The sequence below is a fragment of the Kineothrix alysoides genome (genome assembly GCF_000732725.1).
Classification (GTDB): Bacteria; Bacillota; Clostridia; order Lachnospirales; family Lachnospiraceae; genus Kineothrix; species Kineothrix alysoides.
The window spans coordinates 1,009,862-1,034,540 of the sequence record NZ_JPNB01000002.1; the positions used below are offsets into that span (position 1 = coordinate 1,009,862).

The 24,679-nt window shown below is 42.4% G+C and carries 17 protein-coding genes; 3 read left to right on the forward strand and 14 right to left on the reverse strand.

Features of this window, described 5'->3' with window-relative positions; genetic code table 11:
* Positions 1-333: 333 nt before the first annotated feature.
* Both CC90_RS0115625 and CC90_RS22520 read left to right on the forward strand, forming a co-directional pair.
* Positions 334-1,035: an ABC transporter ATP-binding protein gene (locus tag CC90_RS0115625; protein WP_031391674.1), complete on the forward strand. Its 702-nt coding sequence runs from the start codon at positions 334-336 to the stop codon at positions 1,033-1,035.
* 4 nt (positions 1,036-1,039) lie between these two features.
* Positions 1,040-4,876, forward strand: coding sequence for an FtsX-like permease family protein (locus CC90_RS22520; protein ID WP_035315773.1), 3,837 nt, complete (start codon positions 1,040-1,042; stop codon positions 4,874-4,876).
* Between the two features lie 74 nt (positions 4,877-4,950).
* Here CC90_RS22520 and CC90_RS0115635 read toward each other — a convergent pair whose 3' ends face one another.
* From CC90_RS0115635 to CC90_RS0115665, 7 genes are all read right to left on the reverse strand, one after another.
* Positions 4,951-6,999 (reverse strand): methyl-accepting chemotaxis protein, encoded by a 2,049-nt coding sequence (locus CC90_RS0115635; protein WP_031391676.1) that lies wholly within the window; start codon positions 6,997-6,999, stop codon positions 4,951-4,953.
* Between the two features lie 201 nt (positions 7,000-7,200).
* Positions 7,201-8,094 carry an aldo/keto reductase gene (locus CC90_RS0115640; RefSeq protein WP_031391677.1) on the reverse strand — a complete coding sequence of 298 codons (894 nt, stop codon included), beginning with the start codon at positions 8,092-8,094 and terminating at the stop codon, positions 7,201-7,203.
* A gap of 80 nt (positions 8,095-8,174) precedes the next feature.
* Positions 8,175-9,164, reverse strand: coding sequence for an ABC transporter permease subunit (locus tag CC90_RS0115645; RefSeq protein ID WP_051869664.1), 990 nt, complete (start codon positions 9,162-9,164; stop codon positions 8,175-8,177).
* Positions 9,161-10,690 carry a sugar ABC transporter ATP-binding protein gene (locus CC90_RS0115650; RefSeq protein WP_031391679.1) on the reverse strand — a complete coding sequence of 510 codons (1,530 nt, stop codon included), beginning with the start codon at positions 10,688-10,690 and terminating at the stop codon, positions 9,161-9,163. Before CC90_RS0115650 ends, CC90_RS0115645 begins: the two co-directional genes overlap by 4 nt.
* Positions 10,691-10,842: 152 nt before the next feature.
* Entirely contained in the window at positions 10,843-11,985 is a 1,143-nt protein-coding gene (locus CC90_RS0115655) for a galactose ABC transporter substrate-binding protein (protein ID WP_031391680.1), read from the reverse strand.
* A 79-nt stretch (positions 11,986-12,064) separates the two neighbouring features.
* A complete protein-coding gene (locus CC90_RS0115660) occupies positions 12,065-12,913 on the reverse strand; it encodes a class II fructose-bisphosphate aldolase (RefSeq protein ID WP_031391681.1) in 849 nt (282 codons plus the stop codon).
* Between the two features lie 123 nt (positions 12,914-13,036).
* Positions 13,037-13,981 carry a carbohydrate kinase family protein gene (locus CC90_RS0115665; protein WP_031391682.1) on the reverse strand — a complete coding sequence of 315 codons (945 nt, stop codon included), beginning with the start codon at positions 13,979-13,981 and terminating at the stop codon, positions 13,037-13,039.
* Between the two features lie 360 nt (positions 13,982-14,341).
* On the opposite strand from CC90_RS0115665, the gene CC90_RS0115670 reads away from it, so the two are divergent.
* Entirely contained in the window at positions 14,342-15,103 is a 762-nt protein-coding gene (locus CC90_RS0115670) for a GntR family transcriptional regulator (RefSeq protein WP_031391683.1), read from the forward strand.
* A 46-nt stretch (positions 15,104-15,149) separates the two neighbouring features.
* Here CC90_RS0115670 and CC90_RS0115675 read toward each other — a convergent pair whose 3' ends face one another.
* The 7 genes from CC90_RS0115675 to CC90_RS0115705 all read right to left on the reverse strand — a co-directional run bounded on the left by CC90_RS0115675 (position 15,150) and on the right by CC90_RS0115705 (position 24,668).
* Positions 15,150-16,427: an ATP-binding protein gene (locus CC90_RS0115675; protein ID WP_031391684.1), complete on the reverse strand. Its 1,278-nt coding sequence runs from the start codon at positions 16,425-16,427 to the stop codon at positions 15,150-15,152.
* Positions 16,424-17,134 carry a LytR/AlgR family response regulator transcription factor gene (locus CC90_RS0115680; RefSeq protein WP_031391685.1) on the reverse strand — a complete coding sequence of 237 codons (711 nt, stop codon included), beginning with the start codon at positions 17,132-17,134 and terminating at the stop codon, positions 16,424-16,426. Before CC90_RS0115680 ends, CC90_RS0115675 begins: the two co-directional genes overlap by 4 nt.
* Positions 17,135-17,142: 8 nt before the next feature.
* Positions 17,143-17,733: a GtrA domain-containing protein gene (locus tag CC90_RS0115685; RefSeq protein ID WP_031391686.1), complete on the reverse strand. Its 591-nt coding sequence runs from the start codon at positions 17,731-17,733 to the stop codon at positions 17,143-17,145.
* A 13-nt stretch (positions 17,734-17,746) separates the two neighbouring features.
* Entirely contained in the window at positions 17,747-20,116 is a 2,370-nt protein-coding gene (locus CC90_RS0115690) for a glycoside hydrolase family 2 protein (RefSeq protein WP_031391687.1), read from the reverse strand.
* A gap of 168 nt (positions 20,117-20,284) precedes the next feature.
* Positions 20,285-20,683: a hypothetical protein gene (locus CC90_RS0115695; RefSeq protein WP_031391688.1), complete on the reverse strand. Its 399-nt coding sequence runs from the start codon at positions 20,681-20,683 to the stop codon at positions 20,285-20,287.
* 3 nt (positions 20,684-20,686) lie between these two features.
* On the reverse strand, positions 20,687-23,680 hold the full coding sequence (locus CC90_RS0115700) for a glycoside hydrolase family 3 C-terminal domain-containing protein (protein WP_031391689.1): 2,994 nt from the start codon (positions 23,678-23,680) through the stop codon (positions 20,687-20,689).
* Between the two features lie 337 nt (positions 23,681-24,017).
* A complete protein-coding gene (locus tag CC90_RS0115705; protein WP_031391690.1) occupies positions 24,018-24,668 on the reverse strand; it encodes a transaldolase family protein in 651 nt (216 codons plus the stop codon).
* Positions 24,669-24,679 lie beyond the last annotated feature (11 nt).

Consider the following 24,679-nt stretch of genomic DNA (forward strand, 5'->3'; position numbering starts at 1 on the left):
ATTCCATAGATATCAAAAACTCTTTTACAACCTACAATTTCACACTCATTCAAATATAATATTTACGCCATATGTCCTGAAACCAACATTTGTGTATATTTTTGTTGCAAAATCATCGTCTCGAAACCAACTGTCGGTTGTAAAATCAACACTGTGTTTATATAATATCTCTATCATAAATAATCTCAGGGGAAAAAGCAAGGGCTACTTTCGGCAGTCTTTACCACTCTCGAAAAATTGCATAGAGACGCATTTTTGGCTTCGCGGTATGGAAGGCCGAACTATAGCTATGATACAATACAGCAGATACGCAAAAATAGAAATGGAGGACACATGGCATATATAGAATTTAATCATGTTATGAAAGAGTACGCGGCTGACGGCGTAAAGATACGCGCATTGAACGACGCGAGCTTTTCTGTGAATAAAGGGGAATTGGCCGTCATTTTAGGTGCTTCTGGCGCCGGGAAAACGACGGCTCTTAATATCTTGGGAGGTATGGATACCACCTCCTCCGGTGACGTTATCGTGGATGGAGAAAATGTTGCCGCCTATACTAAAAAGCAATTGGTGGGCTATAGGCGCACGGACATCGGCTTTGTATTTCAATTTTATAACCTGATGCCGAACCTGACGGCACTGGAAAACGTGGAGCTGGCCTCACAGATTTGCCCGAATTCCCTGGACGCCTCTGAGACCCTGGATAAGGTAGGTCTTACGGATCGTAAGAACAATTTTCCCGCGCAGCTTTCGGGCGGTGAACAGCAGCGTGTATCCATCGCTCGTGCAATTGCCAAAAACCCAAAGCTGCTTTTATGCGACGAACCTACGGGCGCGTTGGATTACAATACCGGAAAGCAAATTTTACAACTGCTTCAGGATACCTGCCGGAAAGAAAAAATCACAGTTCTTCTTATTACGCACAATTCTTCTCTAGCCCCTATGGCAGACCGGGTAATCCACTTTAAAAATGGTACGGTGGTAAACACGTTGCAAAATGAGTATCCTACGCCCATCGAGCAGATTGAGTGGTGAAATCATGAATCGTTCTTACAAAAAAGACACTTGGCGTTCCATGAAAAAGAATTGGAAACGCTTTTTATCTATCCTTATTATTACCATGCTGGGAGTAACAATGCTGACAGGTATTTATGCGGCCTGTCAGGATATGTATTATTCTGCAGATAAATTTTTTGACAGACAAAACCTGTTCGATATCCGCATCGTATCCACTCTGGGACTTTCTCAGGAAGACATAGATGCACTGGAGAAGGTAGAGGGCGTTGAGCTTGCCGAAGGCGGATACAGCAAAACCGTCAACACTTATGTGGACGGGATATCGAGAAGTGGCGAGATGACCGTTCTTAGCGAAAACGGAATGAATATTCCCTATTTGCTGGAAGGAAAGCTTCCCATGAATCCCGGTGAAATCGCCGTTACGCAGAAATATATAGATGCCTCCGGGAAGTCTGTTGGGGATACCATTACTATCGAGGAAGAATCCCTCAAGAAAGATAGCGATAAAATCTCTGAAAATAGCAAGGCTTCTGATGATAGCAGCGATTCTGCAAACGCAGATTCCATTTCTGACATCGATCTCGATATGGATGAAGACATGGATATGAATTTAGAAGAAGAGGAAGACACACCTGTCTTCGCCCATACCACCTATACAATCACCGGTATAGTCATAGACCCTATGAATATCCAGAGTGAGGGTTTTGGAACCGTGTACCGTTCTGCTATGTCCGCAGACTATACCTTTTTCATAATTCCGGCAGATGCAGACAGCGATATTTTCACTGTTGTTTATCTTACCCTCTCCGGAACGATCGGGATGGACGGTAATTCTGACGAATATGAAAGTGCTGTCCGGTCGGTTATCGACGATATTGAAAACCGCATCAAGGAACATCGCGAGCGGGCACGCTACTATTCCGTTATATCGGAAGCCCGCGGCAAAATCGAGGATGCCGAAGATACGATGAATGAAAAATTTGCAGAGGCAGATGAGCAATTCTCAGATGCCTGGAGCGATATCGATGATGGAAAGCAAGAGCTGGCTGACGGGGAAGACACTCTTTCCCGGGAAGAAGCGGATGCTCTAAAGAAAATTGCAGAGGCAAGAGCAGAGCTTTCAGATGGAAAGCAGAAACTGGCTGATTCTGAAGCAGAGCTTCTGGACGGCGAGACACAGTTAGCTCAGGGCGAAGCACAGCTAAATGCCAACGCCAGACAAATCGAAGACGGACTGCAGGAACTGGCCGACGGGCGAAGACAGGCAGAGGATAAATTCGCAGAAGCAAACGAGCAGCTTAGCAGTGCACAAAATCAATTGGACGAATCCCGTACACAATTGGAAGCCGGTCTGGAACAAATAAAAGCTCCCTTCGGAGCTGCCTGGCCTGAAAACGAATGGAATGCCCTTGTCAATGCCGCGGCTGCCTTAGCTGCCGGCGGCGCACAGGATGCTGACATTGTACAGAACACTGCTGCCGAAAGTGCCGCTCTTTCCAGTGCGCTGCAATTCCAGACGGGCGCCATTACTGCGGGGCTGAGCGCACAGATTGCACAGATGCAGGAATCGGTAAACGGTATCAACGTATATGTTGAAAACTTAAACCAGAGGATTGCAGATGCCGCGGGTCAAAACCTGGACGAACAGACTATTGCTGACTTAACAGCCGAAAGAGATCAGAAAGCAGCCGAGGCGCAGCAGCTTATTGCCGCAATCGGGCAGATACAAGCGCAGGCGCAGCAGTTAAATGCACTGCCCGCTTCCGGAGTTCAGGCTGCTTTCGGTATGGCCAAAATTAACGGCGGACAGCAGGTCTTGGACACTCAAAAAGCCGCCTTCGAGCAGGCGCTGGAAAGCACCAGACAACATTTGAACGGAATTGCAGCCCAATTGGCCGGAGCAGAAGCTCAGATAGCAGAAGGTCGTAAGACCATCGAAGAGAAAAAAGCAGAACTTCAGGACGGCAGGGATAAAATAGAATCTGCAAAGGCGGAATTGGTCGACGGTGAGACAACGCTGAATACAGAAGTGGCTGATGCGAAAAAGAAGATTGCAGATGCCAAGGAAGAGCTGGAAGAAGGAAAACAGGATCTTGCCGAGGGTGAAACGAAGCTTCTTGAAAAAGAACAGGAATATACCGACAAAAAAGAGGAAGCCAGCGGAAAAATCGCCGATGCATATGCCGAGCTTGACGATATCGATATGACCCAGTGGTATGTTCAGGACCGTATCTCTCTTGACAGTTATTCCAGTCTTCATAATGATATGTCCTCCATCGAAGCTGTCGGAAACGTATTCCCGATTATCTTTTTAGTTGTTGCCGCTCTCATGAGCCTTACTACCATGACGCGCATGGTGGAGGAAGAGCGGGGGCTGGTTGGAACCTATCAGGCACTGGGCTTTAAGAACGCCGCTGTTTATTGGAAATATCTCCTTTTCGCCCTGCTCGCCTGCTTGTTCGGCGGAATTTTAGGAGATTTGGCCGGCTTTATTCTGTTTCCGAAGTTTTTATTATTTATTTTGGAGACGCTTTATAACCTTCCCGAATATTATCTGCGTTTCGACATGCTTTACGGCATAGGCGGCGTGCTTTTATTTTTAATCGGAATTGCCATAGCGACTGTGCTCGCCTGCCATAGTGAACTTAACCAGACACCAGCAACGCTTATGAGACCTAAGGCTCCAAGAGCAGGCTCCCGCGTTTTTCTGGAGCGGCTGCCCTTTATCTGGAACCGTTTCAAGTTCCTGAATAAAGTAACTGTCCGCAACCTGTTCCGTTTTAAAAAGCGCTTGTTTATGACGGTAGGAGGAATTATGGGCTGCACTGCTCTCGTTCTTTGCGGCTTCGCGCTTAAGGATACCATCGTGAATCTGGCGCCGGAGCAGTATGAAGAAATTTATTGCTACGATTTGATGGCGGTAGTTAATTCTGAAGATAACGATTTCCTCATGCAAAAACTGTCGGAAGATGGGAATACCACCGATTACCTGAACCTGCAAATCGACAGTATTAAGTTGCTCAATTCGGAAAAGGAATCGGAAAAGGTCCAATTAATGGTAATCCCTGAAGGAGCCTCCATCGAAAATTACATTCACGTGCAAAGCCCCGGCGGTTCTCCTGTTTCCATAGACGGCGACGGTATATATGTTACTCAGAATGCTGCACAGATTTTAAACCTAAGTAAAGGAGATACCGTTTCTCTACAGAATCTTGAATTAGAAGAAAAGGAAGCTGTTGTCGCCGGTACGGTAAAGAATTACTTAGGCAACAACATTTATATGACCCAATCCTATTATGAGACACTCTTCGAAGAGTATACGCCTAACGGTGTGCTCGTCCACCTTTCCGAGGCGTGCACTGACCATGAGGAATATGCCCGGTCTCTTAAAAGCAACGATGAAGTACTTACCGCGGCAAGCACCGCCGGCCTAAAAGAGGATTTTGGCTTCGATCTGATCAACGCGGTAGTACTGCTGCTCATTGTCATGGCAGGCGGCCTTGCCTTTGTCGTATTATTTACTTTGTCTAATACTAACATTTCCGAACGTGTGAGAGAGCTTGCTACTATTAAAGTATTGGGATTTTATGACAATGAGGTGCACCAGTATGTGCATAAAGAAACTTTGATACTGACTTTCATAGGAATTTTGGCCGGCTTGCCGTTAGGCAGGTTTCTGAGCGGACTTCTTACCAGCGTACTGCAACTGCCCTCGGTATACTTTGCCGTACACGTAGAGTTAACGAGCTATCTGATATCCTCTGCCATCACATTGTGCTTTGCCTTGGCCGTGAATCTGATGACTAACCGTGCTCTCAATCGGATCAATATGGTAGAAGCGTTGAAGAGTATGGAATAATAAAAGTCCAAAAATAAAATATTGTTCAGCAAAAAAGAGGGGCTGCCATTTCGCCGCCCCTCTTTTTCTATTCTCTACAATTTAAACTTATTTACCACATCATATAACTGCTTCGACATCTCGCTCTGTTCCTTGGACATATCCCCTACCTCATTCACTGTCTTTTCCATGACAAGGATGGATTCTATAATCCTGCTGCTGTTATCAGAGGTGTTTTGTGTGGAGTAAGCTATGCTTTGCACCGCCTGGCTCACTTCGTTTATAATATGTTCTATTCCCCTGGACATCTCCGATATTTTTTCTGAGAAATCCTTGATCGTCTCCGCATCCGATTCATATTGTGTTGCCGTATGGACGAAGGCCTTATAGTCCGGAGATACCGTTTGCGTAATGAATCCAAGGAGTTCCTTCGCCGTTTGTATCAATAACTCAAATGCATCCTCAATTTTTTCGGTGGTTTCCTTAATCTCATTGACCGCAGAAGCAGTCTGCCCCGCCAGCTTTCCTATTTCTCCTGCCACAACCGCGAATCCTCTTCCCTGTTCTCCTGCCCGCGCCGCTTCTATGGACGCATTAAGGGATAATAAGTTAATCTGATCAGCAATTTCCGAAATTACATCGGCAAGTAAGCTTACAGATTCTACGATCTTCGCATTGTCCATGCTTTGTGCAAGCTCGCTTTCGTAAGCTTTTGTCAGATCCGCCGCTTTTTCATATGAATTCCTGCTGTTCACTTTGACCTTGGCCGCACGTTTACCAATTTCAGCGGCCAGCTCATTACTTCTTCCCGTCTCCTCAAGCAGCACATTTGCAGAAGAATTTACTTCCTCTACCGATGCATTCACTTCTTGTGTGGCTGCACTGGATGACATCATATCTTCATTAACCTTATTCATAATATCGGCTATATTGTTAAATTGCACCGTGAGCTCTCCGGCTGCCTGTGTCAAGTTTCCGCTGGACTCATTGAGCGTTTCGGAGTTCTCCGCAATATGCTTAATAATCGATCTGTTATTTACAAACATATTATTTAAGGAGTCGCTCATTTGCTTCAGTTCATCTTTTCCCTTTAATTTCAGTTCCTTCGAACGAAGATCACCTTCTGATAAAACTCCTGTAAAATGATTTACCTTCTTTAAGTTAGAGCTAAGGCTTCCAACCATATATAAAACAACGGCAAAACATAGAACGATAGCTCCTATACTGATCCCTGCCATCCGTACCGTCAGCGCCTGAACCGGAGCATTCAGCTCACTCTCAGGAATCTCAATGACCAGTATCCAATTCAATTCGGGTAACGTCTTAAAATATACCCGATATGTTTCATTACCATCGGTATAAGAACCGCTTCCTTCCTTCTTCTGCAAAATCTGACTGCCGAGTTCCGCAAGAGACGTATTTTCTTCCTCTTGAATTTTTTGCTTCATTATCTTCTCACTGTCAAGGCAGGAAAGATAGCTGCCATCCGCCCCGAGCAAAAGGGCTTTTCCGCCTTCTCCTACCTGAATGCTGTTTACCAGGTTTTGAATTGTCGTGAGTTCAATATCTACCGTAACAGCTCCGATAAAGCTGCCGCCCTGGTTTATTACCGGTACGGTACAGGAAGACAAGGTCACTCCCAATGTTTCATCATAATAGGGTTCCGTAAACACCGGTTTCCCCTCGGATTTCAACGCGTTCTGGTACCACTCATAACTGAAATAATCATACTCTGCATTGCTGTAATCATAAGTTACCGCCGGCTGTTCTCCATCCTTGTAAATATAAGGGCCTACATACTTTTCCGCTTTATCAAATTGGTACGGCTCGAACCAGATCCCGCCTCCCATTGCCAGGTCATTGGTATAGATGATCTCCCCCAAAACCTTTTCATATTCTTTCAGAGTCGTAGTTCCGTATGTATTGGATACCGTTGAAGAAATCATATTCGCCATCATTTCTATTTCCCCTATTTCTCTGGAAATATTCGTGATTTCTCCATTTAATTCGGATGACATCAAATTCCCTGTTTGTTCTAAAATACTTTTTTTACTCGTATTCGCACTGTTAAAAGTAAGAAAAATCATTGATAAAATAATAATCGGTAAAATAGTAATCAGCATCTTCGTCTTAATCGATTTCATCTTTTGTCCTCCTCATAAAAAATAATTCATCTATTTTTACCCTCTTATTTTATCATATAATTTTCGCGTTGTTTTATTTTTTTGAATATTTAGCTATCTTTTACATATGCCATTATTTGTAAAATGAAAATTTACTAAGAACACCTTTTATTATAAAATAAAATGAGAATCCCTTTACGGAATTCTCACCTCACTTCAAAATTATCTTAAAACTTGCTGGCCGCTTGCTGCATATATTTCATACCATTCATAACGTTCAAGCTTCACACTCAGTGCTTTTATTGCAAGCTCAAGTCTATCCAGCCTATTACTTCCCAAAAGCGGTATCGCTCCAACCGGATGATACATCAGCCATGAATAGATAATGGTATCCGGTTCTTCTCCATGCCTTGCCGCAATTTCTCTTATTTTTTCCATTGCTTTCTTGCAATGCTCGTCTCCCCCTGTAAAAAGCCTTCCGCCTGCAAGCGGTGACCAAATCATAGGATGAATCTTATGTAACGCCAAATAATCCATCATACCGCTCTCAAAATGTTCAAAGCATACAGGGTTCCATTCTATTTGATTGGTCACAAGTTCACCGTCCATCGCTTTGTTCAGGGCATCAAATTTGAAGGGATCAAAATTGGATACGCCAACTTCTTTTACCATTCCTTCTCTTTTTAAGTCTTTTAATGCCCTTGCCGTTTCCCACGGATCAAAACAGGGATCTTCTCTGTGAATTAAGTACAAATCGAGATAATCCGTTTTAAGACGCTGGAGGCTTTCTTTGCAGGAACGGATGATTCTGTCATAAGTGGTATTATAATATCCAAAGGTGCTCCCATTAATTTCCTGCTGGAATATACCTGTTTTGGAAACAAGCTGTATCTTGTCTCTGATCGTTTTATCCTCTGCAAAAGCTTCCCCCATTGATTTTTCACACAAGGTACTCGAATAAATTTCCGCTGTATCAAAAGTGGTTACTCCCCTTTCAATGCATGTATTCATGTAATCTGTCAATTCCTTTGCCGTCATATTCCAATTTTCCAGTCTCCAGAATCCTTGTACAATCGGGGAAAGAGACAGCTTATCCGATAATTTTACTATTTTCATTTATATTAGTTCCTTTCTTGTCTTGCCGGAATCATAAGATTTTTTCCGTTTTTTATAACATACCTATGTTTTTGATTATATTAAGCATTTTTTCTCATATCCAAGGCAACAGCACTGCATATAATAATACCCTTGATAATCAGCTGCCAGTTAGAGTTCACCCCAATAAATGCCAGACCATAACTGATAAATGTAAAAATAATTACACCGATAGCCGCCCCGGATACTTTTCCTATTCCGCCGCTTAATGATACTCCTCCTACTACACAGGATGAAATTGCATCAAATTCATACGCCATACCATAAGAACTGTTTGCACCACCGGTTCTTGCTACCTCCATGATACCTGCAAGTCCTACAAGGCAGCTTTCAATAATAAAAACCGCCATGATTACTTTTCCTACATTTACACCTGATACCTTGGCTGCATCGGCATTACCGCCTACAATATAAATATTTTTTCCAAATACTGTTTTATTCAGAACAAACCATACGATAACTACAGCTATAATCGCAATAACAACGAGCAAGCTCACCTGATCAAATACTTTATAGCTGCTTAAAAATCTTAACTCTTCACGAATTCCGCCTATCGGCTGGGAATTATTAGGTTTTTTGGCAAAATAAAGACAGTTAATACCATATACAATAGTAGACATACCAAACGTTGCAATAAAAGGTGCCATCTTTAATCTGGAAACCATAAACCCGTTTACCGCACCGATGACTGCTACTGCCGCAATTGCCACAAGCATTGGAATAATAATGGGAAGTTCCGGAAGATTAGGCCAAAACCTGTTGGAATAGGTACTCATCTGTGACATGGATGCAACCAGCACTGCTGCAAGTCCTACCTGCCTGCCTCCCGCCAAATCTGTCCCTCCGATCAAAAGCGGAAACATAAGACCAAGTGCACAAATCATCTTTACTGCCGATTGCGTAATAATATCAGTAAACACACGCCACTGCAAAAAAGAAGGTTCTATAATAATAATTCCAATAATCATAAATAACAGCACAATGACAAGTGCCTTATCGACCAAGATTTTTTTGATGTTTATAGTTTTCATTCAGAAGCCTCCTCTTTTGCCTTATTCGAAAACTTTGTTGCATATTTCATTACTTCTATTTGAGTTGCCTCGCTTTGCTTTAATACTCCTGACAGTTTTCCTTCACACATAATCATGATATTATCCGACATTCCCAAAAGCTCCGGCATTTCGGAAGATACCATGATAATAGCTTTTCCTTCTTTTACAAGATCTCTCATAATTCTGTAAATTTCATATTTAGCACCTACATCCACACCTCTTGTAGGTTCGTCCAGAATAAGAATATCACAGTCTGATAGCAGCCACCTTCCGACCAGGACCTTTTGCTGATTTCCCCCGGATAAATTTTTAATCAACGTTTCCGTGCTTGTCATTCTGACATCCAAATCTTTACATACTCTGTCAACATCTTTTTCTATTTTTCTCTTATTAATATATCCGACAATATTATTTGCCAGCTTTCTATATGCAACCACCAAAGTATTATCCCATACGGAAAGCATGGGAATAATTCCTGTCGAACGCCTTTCTTCAGTCAGCAATGCAAATCTGTTTTTAATGGCATCTTGAGGTGTATTGTTCTGAATTATCTTACCGTTCATGGTAAGCGTTCCGGAACTAATTTTTCTGAGTCCGAAAATTGCTTCCACCAGTTCCGTTCTCTGAGCACCTACCAAACCGCCGATTCCCAAGATTTCTCCTTTATGAAGCTGGAAGCTGATATGTTCAAAGGAATGTTTCTCTGCGCTTGTTAAATCGTCAACTTTGAGAAGCACCTTATCCTGTATAGTATCCTCGCCGGGAGGAAACCTTTCTTCCATATTGCGCCCTACCATCTGATGGATCAGTTCATCAATAGTAATATCCTCGATATCCCATCTTCCTACATATTGCCCGTCACGCATTACTGTTATTTCATCCGCAATTTCAAATATTTCTTCCAGCTTATGGGATATATATATGATAGAACGCCCTTCTGCCTTCAGACGGTTTATAATGTGGAAAAGATGCTTTGTTTCCGCAACCGTCAAAGAGGAAGTAGGTTCATCCATTATAATGATTCTGGCATCATAAGATACCGCTTTGGCTATTTCTATTGCCTGCAGCTGAGAAACAGATAAATTTTTTGCCAGCGTCTGTGCCGGTATGTCAAACTCCAAATCCCGAAGCAGCTCTTCCGTCTTTGCTTTCATCTTTTCTTCATCAACAATAGGCCCCTTTTTCTCAAATCTTCCTACCCACATATTGTCTATTACATTGCGGTAAGGAATCGGATTCAACTCCTGATGTATCATGGAAATGCCTGATTTCAAAGCGGTATTCGGGTCCGTAATATTCACTTTTTCTCCATCCAGCTCTATCGTTCCTTCTTCCGGATGATACAATCCGAATAGACATTTCATCAATGTTGATTTACCGGCACCGTTTTCTCCAATTAATGCATGCACCGAACCTGGTCTTATTTCCAGCTGTACATTATTCAGTGCCTTTACGCCCGGAAAAGATTTCGACATATTACTTACCTTCAATCTATATCCTTCCAAAGTAATAATCCTCCCTTGCAGAATTATGAAAAGGGTGACCGGAAGCCTTATGACTACCCGGCACCCTTTCAAACAAATCTATAATCTAAATTGTTAGATCGGACAAATATTTAGCTTTGCCATATCTCTAGCTCTATGACTTCCGGCACATATTACTGTGAAATAGAACTCATAAGTTCTAATGTGGCATCCAAATTGCTTGAATCTACAATTACGTAAGGAACCCATACATATTTTCCGTCAACCGTACAATCAACTCCCACTACTTCTTCCGTAACCTCTTTGCCTTCTTTTGCAGCTTTGATCACGTTGATAATTGCATTAGACTGACTTAATCTGTCATTAAGTACTGTTCCTAATAAAGAGCCTGCTTTCATCGCTTCCAACGCATCGATATTTGCATCGATTCCTACGATAGGAACAAATTTCTCCGCATCACCGCTATTATATCCATTATTAATACATGCCTGCATCGCACCCATTGCCATATTATCATTATTGCAAAGAACACCTTCTATTCCGTCGATTCCATAAGCTGTAATCCATGCATTCATCTTGTCGAGCGCCTGTGCCTGATCCCAGTTGGCTGTATCCATTGCCAAAACTTCATAATCAATACCTTGTGCTTTTAAAGTTTCTTCATAAGCCTGCGTACGAAGTACAACGTCCTGCTGACCGATTTCTCCCTGCAAAATAACGAGCTGAAGAACTCCGTCGTCATTCTTATCTGCAATCTCTTTGTTGCTGTTCCAGTAATTTATTAATGCCTGCGCACACATTTCACCTGACTCCTTGGCCTGAGCGCCTACATAATAAATGTTGTCATAAGTCTGCATAGTTGTTTCCATAGGTTCCATATTAAAGAATACTGCAGGCACCCCTTCTTCACTCGTCTTCTGTGCCATGGTCTCCGTGCTTTCACGGTCAGGTGCACAAATAGCAACAACATCAGTACCTTTTGTCAGAGCTGCTTCAAGCTTGCTGATCGCTGTGGATACATCATTTGCCGCATCCTGCATATCAAGAGAGATTCCGCCTGCTTTCTTTTCTTCATTCTGCATGATGATTCTGAAGCCGCTTTGGAACTGGTCATCAAACGCTCTCCAAATAACAGTTGCCTTTACATCAGAAGCTGTTTCTGGCGCAGGTGCTTCTGCTTCTGCCTCACCCGCTGCTGCTTCCTCTACGGGTGTCTCTGCCGCGGGTGCTTCTTTTGCTGCTTCCTTTGCACCGCAACCCATTAAAGATAATGTCATAACTGCTGCCAATAATACACTTACCATTCTCTTTTTCATATAACCTGTCCTCCATTTTAAATTAACTAGCAATTATAGTTTTATATAATACCCTTTTCAAGGTATAATATCATTTGGATTACTTTTCGAATCTGAAATCCTTCATCTTTCCTTTAATAAGCTCTTTTGCCGCATTCTTTGAATTTACGAACATTGCTGTATTATATTTAAATCCAGGTTGTTTTTTTAATTCTTCAAAAGAATCTGCTACTGCTGTAAGAACATCCGTAGCCACATTGATTTTTCGGATACCGTGACGTATGGATTCCTGTACCTGATCGATCGGTGTTCCGGAACCTCCATGCAATACAAGGGGTACTTCAACTACTTCCTGGATTGCTTTCAGCCTTTCTATGTTCAACTGGGGCGCTGCTATGTAATGTCCATGCTGCGTTCCGATGCTGACTGCCAGACAATCAACGCCTGTCCTCTCCACGAATTCCTTTGCTTCCTGCGGATCTGTCTGTGCTCCTTCCGGACCTTTTACCACTAAATTTCCTTCTTCGCCTACAAGCTTTCCGAGTTCTCCCTCTACCGTGATTCCCAATGTGTGTGCATAATCCACCACTTTCTTGGTGAGAGCTATATTCTCTTCAAATGGAAGAGACGAGCCATCGATCATAACAGAAGAATATCCCGCATGAATAGCCTGTACACATTCTTCATATGTACGGCAATGATCTAGATGAAGTGCAATGGGCACCTGCGCATTCGCTGCAGCTCTCTTTACGGTCTCTACCGTTCCTTCGAATCCTCCCATCAGGTCGCAGCAATCAGTTCCTGTAATAAATATTACCGGGCAATTAAGCTCGGACCCTGCTTCAATTGCTGCCAGCGCGGTTTCATAGGAAACTGTAACAAACGCACCGTATGCTACCTTTTGTTCCTCCGCTAATTTAAGAATTTCTTTCATTGGTGCAAATTTCATAACTTTCATCCTTTCTTCCTACGGACCTTATATAATGTGTATGAATCCGTAAATATGTTAGTGAGTATTTATTTTTCAGGCTTATTTTATCAGGCCTGATAATAACTGAATCATAAGGCTTCTTTACTGATAAATCTTTTGATAAAAAAGGAAAGCCTCTTGAAAATTGGGGATTCCTGCCGTTCCTCCCATGGCGCCCACATTTTTAGTAGCAACGCTTACGGCAAACTGTGTGCTGGAGAAAATATCAAAGCCTCTTGCCAGGCCGCTTACCAGACCTGCCATAAAGGAGTCCCCTGCGCCGGTCGTATCCACTACCGGCATATTCTCCGGGCATTTAATATATCTTTTATGTTTAAAATCCGTAACAAAACAACCGGATGCTCCTAATTTAATTCCAAATATTTTGATAGAAAACGGCCTGAAATATTCTGCTATTTTTTCCGGATCCGTTTCCCCGGTTATCTTGGTCGCTTCATCAATGCTGGGAAAAAACACATCGGTCTCCATAAAGGCCGGGGCCAAATATTTAAGCCAATCCCTGTCCGGATCCTCTCTGTTGATAGCCGCATCCATAACGGTTATTTTCCCTTGTTCATGTGCTCTGGAGAATATGCTGTATATGCCTTCCTCGTCCATTTTACGAAGAGCCATGGCCGAACCGATATAAATGATATCCGCGTCCTCAATTGCTTTATCCGGAATATCCTTACCTTGCAGTCTTCCGAAGATGGATTTTTCCGAAAGGAAATGCCTTTCCCCTTTTTCGTCGATCAGCGCGTAAGAAGCCGCAGTCGCGCACTCCTCATCATAAATTACGCCGGAAACATCAATCTTATGGTTTTTACATTCATCCAAAATGAACTTACCGTTCGTATCATCTGAAATTCTTCCTATTATTGATACGGAATTATCTAATTTGGCAAGGCCGATTGCTACGTTTAAAGCGTCTCCTCCGCAGCATACGGACGGTTTATGGATGCTTACACTATCCAGTTCTAAAATATTGGAAGGCACAGGAGAAAGCAATGTGTCGCATACCATCATTCCTATACAAAGTATCTTCATGATCTGTTGTCATCCTTTTCTCGGTTCAAGACTATTTAAATTTATTATTGTATTGTACGTACATTGGTATGTTATTATAATTGCATATGTTATAAAAAAAGTCAATATGTTTTTTGATTTTTATATAAAGTATCTAATTTTACTCGTTTTTTTATCGCATCAATTTGTATGAAATTTCTGAATTGCATCTTTTTTACTTGCAATTTTTATTTTTATATCATATGATTACTATAATATTTATTACTTATATGCTAATTGTTTTATTATCCGAACATAACTATATTTTTATACAGACTCTCATTCTATGATTGGCATATCGACAGGTAAATAAGTAACAAATAATTACTAAGGGGGAAGATCATGCAACTATTCCAAAAGAAGTTAGATAAAAGTACACCGATTCCGCTGTACTTTCAATTGAAAACAATTCTGTTAAATGATATTAAGGATAATTGCTTTGCCGTGGGGGATACGATTCCTACGGAAAGCGAATTGGTAGAATTTTATCATATCAGCCGTTCTACAGTGAGACAGGCCATATCGGAGCTCGTTCAGGAAGGATGGCTTATAAGGAAGGCAAGCAAGGGAACCTTTGTAACGAAGCCGGAGCAGAAATCCAGCTACATTCGTTCTTTTGAACCCTTCTATCAGCAGATTTCAAGGCTCGGGAAAACGCCCCGGACGGAATTGATCGATTTAAGTGTTGTCACTCCCACGCCGGAGATTGCCGAAAAACTGAATCTAACACCGGACCAAAAAGTCATTTCTATGTTCAGAAGGCGCTTTGCCGATGATATCCCCATGGTAACTTTTCAAAATTATATACCGTATGATCTGTGTTCTTTTATTCTGAGCTATGACTTTAAGTCTTATTCTTTATATGAACTATTAATGACCAATCCTGAAACACAGATTGCCAATACAAAGACCATTGTGTCTGCGATGAATGCTACCTCGGAAGATATTGAACTGCTGAACGTGAAAGTAAACGCTCCCATGCTTTACTTCCACAACATATCTACCACGGCAGAGGGTATCATCGTGGATTATGCCTTTGCTCATTATCGGGGAGACCTGAACAAATTCGAATTTGATGACAGTCCGAAATATTATCCAGAATAAACAATAAGCTGTCCTCTACTGTGAATAAAGGACAGCTTATATCATATCACTCCGGCACCGGCAGTAAGATCTGCAGCATGAAGATATTCTCTTGTGCCTGTACCGTAATAATTCCATTATATTTTTCTGCCGTATACCGGATACTCTTCATACCGTATCCGTGATGTCTCCGGCTTCCTTTTGTTGTAACAGGCAAGCCTCCCTCAAACCTAAGCTCCTTTTCATAATAATTCTGAATCTGTATCATAATCAGCTTCTTCTGATTCACAATTTTCACACCGATTACTCGCTTTTTCGGATCCGACAGCTCTAATACGGCAGCTATGGCATTATCCAGAGCGTTGCCGAACATCGCGTAAATATCTTCCAGCTTCATGAAATCCAGCTTGGAACCATCCGCCATGCAGGACCACTGTATGTTACGGTTTTTACAAATCAGGCCTTTTTCCATTAAGACTGTGTCCAAAGCCTTGTTTCCTGTTTTAACGGCGGTATCATAAATCATAATATCATTGACAATTTCATCGAAAAAGGCTTCCTTCTGCGCTTCGTCCGTCATATGGCGAAGTGCCCGGATCTGATGCTTTAGGTCATGACATTTTAAATTGATGCTGTTGATCGTATCCTGCGTTATTTGATACTGATTGATCTGCTGCCTCCAGGCATAATTGATTCCATCCAATTCCCGCTGCAGGCTCATATTTACCTTTTGGTTCACCTGTACCCAAAGGACATAAAAGCAGCAAAGGCCGTCGATGATCCGATAAATAATCTTTTGATTTCTGGCCGCCTCAAAGCCTGCCATGCCCGATACATCCAAAACGCTCAATACCCATACGAGCAAGATAATCGTTACCATCGGAAACATTGATGTTTTGCTTACAGACAGCCTGCCGCCCTGAGGAAGCTTACGGGCAAACAGGAAATAGAAAAATACATATACGCCGGCATAGATTATAACTGACGTGACTGTGATATCTCCTATGAGCATATTTACGATCAGGTAGCTGTCAAAAGCAACGTGCTGCATCGCACAGGCGCAGATAGCGCAATATGTGGATTCCAACAGCGTGCAGTCCAGACAGAGCCAGACAAACCCGATGCAAACCGCGATATAATATCCCCAATACAGAAAGAATATGAGCCCAAAGGTTTGTTCCGTATACATACTGTTCAAATAATAAGAAAAAATAATCAAAATCGGGGCTGCAATACCGGCTTTCCATCCAAAATAATTTCTCTTTCTTACCGGCGGCATAAAGATAAAACAGGCACCTATCAGCTGCACCATATAGGAAATCTTCAGCCATGTATCAAATATCATAATCTGATTCCTCCCAAATAATTTGCTAACGACTGTAAAAATTCCTTCTTGCGGGGCCTGCTGATTTTCAGCCATTCCCCTGCGATCTGCAACTCGTCCTTATCTACCAGATCAATGTATCTAAGATTGACCAGATAGCAATTATTGCACCTCTTGAAAGATAGCCCTGTCAGATTACCTTCCAGTTCTTTCAGCGAAGCCTTCTGACGGAATACACCGTTCAATGTATGATAATACAGATAATGGCCTCTTACTTCCACATAATACAACTCGCTGGTAGATACTTTCTGGAATCCCCTCGGCGTGCTGATTATAATATTCTTATGCTTTTTATTGTTGATTATATTGATTGCATTTTTCATCTTCATGGCAAAGGAATAATAATTGACCGGTTTTACAATAAAGTCCAAAGCCTGTACCTCATATCCTTTGACTGCCATTTGCGCCATATTGGTAACGAATAATAAGATAACCTGCTCATCTGTCTTGCGCAGTTCCTTTGCCATACTGATCCCGTCTTTTCCCGGCAGGTCGATATCAAGGCATATCATATCAAAAGAATAATCATAATTATCCAAAAGGTCTTCGCCTGACGAATATAACAAGACCTCCAGCTCCTCACAAATTTCCTGCTGCAAATCCAGATAGTATCGTTTTAATGTATCTCTTTCCATTTGCTCGTCATCAACAACCGCAATTTTAATCATATATCCCTCTAGGTCTCTCTGGCGGACTCTCTTCCAGGAAATATTATTTTAAAGACAAAAAAATAAATAACCATAGATACACCGCCTGTAATAAATGTAACAAGTAAATTATATACTGCAGGCTGAAAATAGTATTGGGCAATCGGCAGCCAAAGCCCATTGATCGCATTGCAGAATAAAGAAATCAGAACCCAGGCAATAAAATACCACATAATCTGCCACGATATTTTGCCCTTGCTCTTAAAGGTAATGTTCCTCTGCAAAGGGAAGTTAATGCACTGCGCCAGAAACGCCCCTGCTTCATAACTGATAAAATACCCCAGTCCTCCGCCAATTATCACTTCTCCCGCCGCATTCCTCGCCACCTCATATCCCAGAACATTCCATGAATATTTGAATCCGGCAATACTGATCGGAAGCTGCGGCCACATAAATTCGGCCGCCGCAAGCCTTTCCCCTAAAAGATAAGGCATAAAGGTAAAAACAAGATACTGAAAAATTGTTACACTTATACTGAAAATATAAAAATAAAATAACTGATACAGCCACTTGGCCAGCTTCGGATGCTTTTCTTCAAATGCTTTCCACTTTTTATTCATAAGAGCTCTCACACTATTGCACCTCTACTTCAGCCATGCCTGTTATTGTCTTACCACTTGCTTTTATCACGATCTTATCCCCGATTCCGGGTTTAATCACAGCCAAAGCTTCTCCATAATATGTGTCGGAAACATCTGTTAAATAACTGTCCGGATAAAAAGGGCAGGCACTGCCGAAGGCCAATAGTTTTCCTCCTTCTACAGAAATCTTAAGCTTTTCCCTGACCATCGGTTTGAGGATTCCGTCCTTATCGGTAAACCTGAAACGTACATAACATAAGTCCGTTTCCCGCTTTATCATATCCTGCTCCGGCTCCACTGCCAGAATGGTTTCCTTTCCTGCAGTTTTCAATACCGCTTCTGCTATCTTGTCATTTTCCTCGTTATAGGATACCGCACGTACTTCTCCATCCCGATAAGCCGTATGGAAGGTGACCAGACAATTACCGCCCGGTTTCTTTGTCCCTACACATTCCCCATTCACATACAAGGATATATGATGTGCCCTCGCATATACTTCCACCTTTGCTTTCCTTCCGTCACATCCGTGCCAGGACCAGCTTTTGATAGCATTGGTCATTTTCCAGGCTGAGGGGGAATGAGGACCTTTTCCCTGATATACCGGAATCACACCGATTCCGATTTTCCTCTGTTCAAATGCCACCTGTGTATATGCCATTTCAGTCAACGGTTTCCCGGTCAGATCGATTCGTCCGGAACCTGCCGATACCCAACCTTTTCCATGGGTAAAATCAGGGGCATAATCCCGGTATTCTCTTGCTCCGATTCCTACTTCACCGAGGTAATCCATCCCGGCCCATACAAAGTCTCCTATGATCTTCTTATTTTCTTTGGCTATTTCCCAGAAAGCGTAGGCATCCGAACAGAATGTTTCCGTTCCCAGAATCAATCTTTCAGGATAATTCCGTAAATCTTTCCTGTAACGGCGGATACCATAATTATAACCGGCGATATCCATTCGCGCAAACGCATCTCTTGTCTTCACATCACACGGATAAAGGGTAGCTCCCCACTTCATGAAGTCGGAGCCGAGCAGACCTGCCAGATTATTATAAAATTCACTTCCCACCGATGTCTTCTTTTTTACTTCTGCTGCCTTTTCCGCCTTCTTATCGCTATACACACCAAAGCCCATAGAACTTAAGAAATTAAAGAAAATATTAATCCCGCAGGTTACCGGCCTGCCCGGGTCTAGTTCGTGCAGATATCGCGTCATCTTTTCCGTCAGCTGGATTCCCTTTTTCTGCGCAGTCTCCGAAACTTCATTTCCTGTGGAGTACATGATAACAGAAGGATGATTGTAATCCTTATCTACCATCCACTTCAGATCATCCCGGTAATTATTTTCTACTCTTGAAGCATAATCGTATTTCGTCTTATGAATATACCACACGTCCGTGTATTCATCCATCACGAGCATTCCCTGTTCATCACATGCCTTTAGCATCGCTTTCGAACAAGGATTATGGGCAGAGCGAATCGCGTTATATCCATTCTCTTTTAATATCCGAATCTTTCTTGCTTCCGCATAATCGTAAGCGCAAGCGCCCAAGATCCCATTGTCATGATGAACACATGCTCCTTTTAAAATAATCCTTTTCCCATTGATACAGAAACCATTTTCACCGCTTGCTTCCACCATTCGGATACCGAAGGTTTCTTCCTGAACATCTTCTCCGTAACTGACCTTGCAGGTGTAGAGATATGGCGTTTCCGGCGACCAAAGCTGTGCCTGGGGCAATGAAATATCTCCGGCAAACTGTCCGTCTGCTTTTCCTTCTGCCATATGTAATACTGTATCACGGTCTAATATCTCGACCTTAACAGTCCCTTTTCCTTTTATTAAGGCTTCAACCCTTATCCGGGGCTGCCTATAATCTATTGTAGTTATCTTGATTCCCTGCAAACTAATATGCTTTTCCGGTAAAAGATATAGCCAGACCGGACGATAGATTCCGGTACCGGAATACCACCGGCAATTTGGTTGATCGCTGTTGATTACTTCCACTCTGATCGTATTTTCTTCTCCATATTTAAGAGCATTTTTTGCTTCCACAAAAAAACCGGTATATCCATAATCATGATAAGCTACTTGTCTGTCGTTAATAAATACCGTCGCTTTCTGATAAACGCCTTCAAATTCAAAGATCACTTCTTTTTCCCGGTATGAGTCCGGCACAAAAAATGTTTTACTGTAAACATAATCATGTACATCATACCACCCTGCATTTATTCCGGACGGGCTGGTATCTGTTCGTCTATCTAAAAGCATGGCATCATGGGGGACATCGACCGCCACCTCCTGCTCATTCTTTCCCTTAGGATAACAAGTCCACTGTTCGTTAAAGGACACCTTTTCCATATATCTATCCTCCTTTGCCTTAATTCCCCGATCACTCTTTTAGAACAAAAGTGTGCTCTGCTCAGCTGCGCATTTCATTTTATTCTATAGGAGCAATTTCCTATAGAATAAAGCAATCGGTGCTGCGGCATTTTACCGCAACACCGAAAGACTTTTGTACCTCTTTTTCTATTCTTTTATTCTCTTGAAAAATCCTGCAAGTACAGACAATAATACGCAAACCAATATTACAACACTTATTGACACAATGCTGCCCACCTGTGATGCATCGCCGAACATATTGATTCCCTGAAGAACATCGACAAAGGAGCCTACCGAATTTGTCAGCAGCTGCATTACTGCGACGCTGTAGCAAATAGTCGCTAAAATCACGAAATAGTTATTGTCCTTAAAAATTAATAAAATATCAATTCCCAGTCCCAAGACAAGGCCTACGACGATAATACCATCCATTCCGCCGTGATTCGGCGCCCAAAGTAAAAACCTTATGACAGAAACCAGTCCCAGAATACCTGCCAGAATTACGATATAGTATCCGATTGTTTTTTTTGCTAAAAGTTCTTTCATTTTCTAGTCCTCCTTTTCCGTCTTTATGATATTTTTACGTTCCGTTTGTATCAGCATAAACAGACTAAGTAAGCTAAGTATTGCAAACACTCCTATCGCCGTATACATTGCCGGCTGCCACCAAGGTGTGACAGATACTACTTTAGAATCGGTACTGTAACCATTCATTACTGAACTGTTTGCTACCGTATAGAGATAATCATGGGTCGCCTCACGAAGTTTGCCAAGCAAATATCCGTCATTCTGTTCTTTGATCGCACCGGCGATAGCTCTTGAACTGGCTCCTGCAAAATCCAGACAGAAGGTATCCGTTCCTATCGACAAGGCCGTCAGATAATCTGCTTTATATCCGGTTCCTTTGGCTACAGCATCGGTTTCCTGCTGCCCTACGAATCCCCATTCATTTACTGTAATATCAGTAGTAAGTGCCTCACTTACCGAACACCATACCAGACCCAAACGGTTAAAGCCCTGCATTACAGTCTGCGCGCCGGCTTTTGCCAAAGCTCCCTCAAATCCGCGCAGTGCACCTTCACGGAAAGCCTGCTCTGTGAAAAAGCAGCTGATGCCTTCCCTGTTGTTTTCCTGATCATTTCCTACCAGATGTTTCGGACCGGCATGAACTCCTTTCGATTCAATTCCCACAACTTCCGGAATCGTACATAAGTAAGTCATAATCGCATCTTCTGAATAATACTCAAAGTTACGTCCGCTAAACGGTGTTCTGTGAAGATTTGCCCCCGGCATCCAAACCTGTGCCATTCCCAGATACATAGCCTCTTCACCCATCAATTCTCCCCGGCGGAGCATTAAGTCTTTGTTGAAGGTAGAAGCCAAAATCAATTCACACGGGAAGCAGGTGTCATTTCTGTCATCTCCATACTTATCCTTATTGAAGGTACCTCCCGGGCCATCGGGTCCGTCACCGGCAATTACCGCCGGCTTTCCTGTTGATGCCACTTCTGCGGTACCGAAGTTATCTGCCGTCAGAGAAGCAAGCTCTTCAATCGTATATTGATTCAAATATGTCTCCCACTGGGGATCGTCATAATCCAGCCCATACATAGCGACCAGAGGAATCTGCTGATTATCCCCTTGTATATACGCATCAATCGACGGTGCATCCTCCGGTTTTTCATAATAAAAGCCATTGAGGAGTTCGATCATCTCAGCGTTTGCCGCCACCTGAACAGGTGTCGGATAAGTCGCTTCCCAGTCATTCCTTGACAGATAAGTTACCGCGCCATCCACCCAATAGTTAATATCACAATCATCAAATTGATTTGTTACTTCTATTCCTGTATAGGCAGACAGTTTATATTTTGTATTATCGAACGATTCATGAAAACGATAAGCTTTGCCGGCATCGCCGTCTGCTGCCGTTCCGTCAATATCGGTCATTCCAACAGCTCCTTTGGCTGCCAGTATATGGTTAAGGGCATCATGCGCATGTTCCCCGATGGAAATATAGTAATCGCCTTCGCTTAAAATATAACCTTTTTCTTTTACATAATCATAGCTGGCAAGCAGATATTTATCACATTCGAAGGTCAAAGTTTCCGAAGCTCCCGGCTCCAGCATTCCTGTCTTGCCGAAATCAAGCAATTGAATCGATGACTTTTCCACAAGATTTTCTTTTTCATACGCTCCATAAGGAGTCTGAGCATAAACTTCAACTACTGATTTCCCCGCTTTATTTCCGGTATTGGTCACCGTGGCCGTCACAGTAATCGTATCTTCGCCTACCTCAACCGAATCCAGCGTTTGCTCGAACGTGGTATACGATAATCCATAACCGAACGGATATCTGACTTCATCTGCATAGTTCCACACCTGCCCGGTGGAAGAACCCGGCTTGGAGGCAGCATTGCCCTGACCTAAAACTACATCCTCATATCTGGTCTCATAATATTTATAACCGATATAAATCCCTTCTGCCTGAACATTATAGTAAGATAAATCTCCTTCCTCTACAGTCGATGCTGCCAGAACTTCATCCAGATTAGTCCATGCCTGATTATTAAAGCTTCCGTTTACTAATGCCGGAGCAGACATGGAATTAACAGCATAAGTGTCGGTAAGTCTGCCGGAAGGATTCGCTTCTCCCTTAAGAATATTCGCTACGCCTTCGAATCCCCGCTGTCCCGGTGCACCGATCCATAAGCAGGCATCGATATCATACTTATCCAGCCATTCCATTTCCATCGCCCATCCGCTGTTTAATAACACGATAGTCTTATCAAACTTTTTGGAATCCTTGATCATCTGGAGTAAATCCTTCTCCTTTTGAGTGAGTGCCAACTGGCTGATTCCTTCGTCGGGGGTCTGCTGAGCCAACTCCATTCCCTCGCCCCCTTCTCTTGCCAGCATCACAATTGCCACATCATTGTAATTATCGCTCCAAGATGCCCGCAGGTCCTCGGTATAAAAAGAAATATCCTCTTCTCCCATGGACCATATGCTGCTTGTTCCGCTTACAAAATCATACGCTCCCGTTCCCCTTGTCGTAGCGCTGCCCGCATATGCATCATATAATGCATCATTGATTTGAAATCCGGCATTGGCAAACGCAGAATATAAATCGATATTATGTTCGCCTTTATATCCTTTTGAACCGGCAGATGCCGCTTTATAAAGCGGTTGGGCCACCGCATGTCCAAATAATGTCACGCTGGTTTCGTCTGCCGTCAACGGCAAAGCATTGTTGTCATTTTTCAACAGAACAGCTCCCTCTTCTTCCTCCGTAACACTCTGTTTGTAAGTATCCGCAATCAACTTTTGCAGATTTTCAGCATTCAACTCACCATATTCACTTTTAAAGTACTCTGTATCCCCTGCATCAGCGTCCTTCCCGTTAACAACTTTACTGGTTGCGATGCCCAGTGCACTATTGATTGTACCCGAATAACTCATCATGCAATTCATTCCAATGATTACTACAACCAAAAAAAATGAAAACAGTGACGTAAGACCTGTCCATATCCTTGTACGTCCCATATCCTCTTAACCTCCCATTCTCTTTCTTGAAATCTTGCGCAAAACTTATGGCTTAATTATAATAATTTTGGTCAATATTACAATGCCTTGTTCATGGATTGTCGCTACAGAGGGCTTACTCTGTTAATAAGCTTATCTTTCCATGCGCTTACATTATAAGAGTCTTCAAACTGGGTAATTTTAGTTTATTCTGATAAAGTCCTTCTATTGCACAATAAAAAGAGAGCTTATTCAGGATGCTGAATCTAAAACACCTGAACAAGCTCAAATGAAATTTTTAAATAGCAGGAAGATTCATAAAGTCTGCTTAACTTTATGTGTAAAAATGTTAACAAGTCTAGGCGTATTCCTTATCTACTCTATCCCAATCCTCTTTAAATATTTTCGTTCCGCTCTCAGTCAATGAATGTTCCAGCGATCTCATGAACAAATCATATGGTATGGCTGCGTAATCGATATCCGCCAAGGCTAGCTGCTCCAATTGACGTACATTTTTTATTGATGCCGCTACAACCTTTGTTCCTGAGTCCCTCCGATGAAGCATCTGCTGAATTTGCTCTGCAATCTTCAATCCGTCATACCCATTCTCTTCATTTCTTCCAACAAAGGGAAAAACGTAGGAAGCTCCGGCATTAGAAGCTGCAACAGCCTGTGAGATACTAAAAATTAAAGTCATTGCAGACTTTATTCCCAAGCTGCTAAGATATCCGCATAGCCTTAGCCCTTCTTGCGAAAAGTTAATCTTGATAACGATATTTTTGTTTATGCTGATAATCTCTTCGGCCTCTTTACTCATTTCTTCAAAAGTATCTCCCATCACTTCTCCGCTTAGGAATTCAAGATCATAAATAGAATATTTTTTTAAAAACCGATAGAAATTTATATGCTTATTTTTGTACATGGTCGGATTTGCCGTAATCCCGCAGGCTCCTATTTGCAGCGCATGTTCTATCTGCTCCGGCTCTGCCGAATCAATAATATATTTCATACATTTCTCCT

Excerpts from the sequence above, each read along its gene's own strand:
- CC90_RS0115625 (WP_031391674.1), top strand. The coding sequence starts at position 334 with ATGGCATATATAGAATTTAATCATGTTATGAAAGAGTACGCGGCTGAC.
- CC90_RS22520 (WP_035315773.1), top strand. The coding sequence starts at position 1,040 with ATGAATCGTTCTTACAAAAAAGACACTTGGCGTTCCATGAAAAAGAAT.
- CC90_RS0115635 (WP_031391676.1), bottom strand. The coding sequence starts at position 6,999 with ATGAAATCGATTAAGACGAAGATGCTGATTACTATTTTACCGATTATT.
- CC90_RS0115640 (WP_031391677.1), bottom strand. The coding sequence starts at position 8,094 with ATGAAAATAGTAAAATTATCGGATAAGCTGTCTCTTTCCCCGATTGTA.
- CC90_RS0115645 (WP_051869664.1), bottom strand. The coding sequence starts at position 9,164 with ATGAAAACTATAAACATCAAAAAAATCTTGGTCGATAAGGCACTTGTC.
- CC90_RS0115655 (WP_031391680.1), bottom strand. The coding sequence starts at position 11,985 with ATGAAAAAGAGAATGGTAAGTGTATTATTGGCAGCAGTTATGACATTA.
- CC90_RS0115660 (WP_031391681.1), bottom strand. The coding sequence starts at position 12,913 with ATGAAATTTGCACCAATGAAAGAAATTCTTAAATTAGCGGAGGAACAA.
- CC90_RS0115665 (WP_031391682.1), bottom strand. The coding sequence starts at position 13,981 with ATGAAGATACTTTGTATAGGAATGATGGTATGCGACACATTGCTTTCT.
- CC90_RS0115670 (WP_031391683.1), top strand. The coding sequence starts at position 14,342 with ATGCAACTATTCCAAAAGAAGTTAGATAAAAGTACACCGATTCCGCTG.
- CC90_RS0115675 (WP_031391684.1), bottom strand. The coding sequence starts at position 16,427 with ATGATATTTGATACATGGCTGAAGATTTCCTATATGGTGCAGCTGATA.
- CC90_RS0115680 (WP_031391685.1), bottom strand. The coding sequence starts at position 17,134 with ATGATTAAAATTGCGGTTGTTGATGACGAGCAAATGGAAAGAGATACA.
- CC90_RS0115685 (WP_031391686.1), bottom strand. The coding sequence starts at position 17,733 with ATGAATAAAAAGTGGAAAGCATTTGAAGAAAAGCATCCGAAGCTGGCC.
- CC90_RS0115690 (WP_031391687.1), bottom strand. The coding sequence starts at position 20,116 with ATGGAAAAGGTGTCCTTTAACGAACAGTGGACTTGTTATCCTAAGGGA.
- CC90_RS0115695 (WP_031391688.1), bottom strand. The coding sequence starts at position 20,683 with ATGAAAGAACTTTTAGCAAAAAAAACAATCGGATACTATATCGTAATT.
- CC90_RS0115700 (WP_031391689.1), bottom strand. The coding sequence starts at position 23,680 with ATGGGACGTACAAGGATATGGACAGGTCTTACGTCACTGTTTTCATTT.
- CC90_RS0115705 (WP_031391690.1), bottom strand. The coding sequence starts at position 24,668 with ATGAAATATATTATTGATTCGGCAGAGCCGGAGCAGATAGAACATGCG.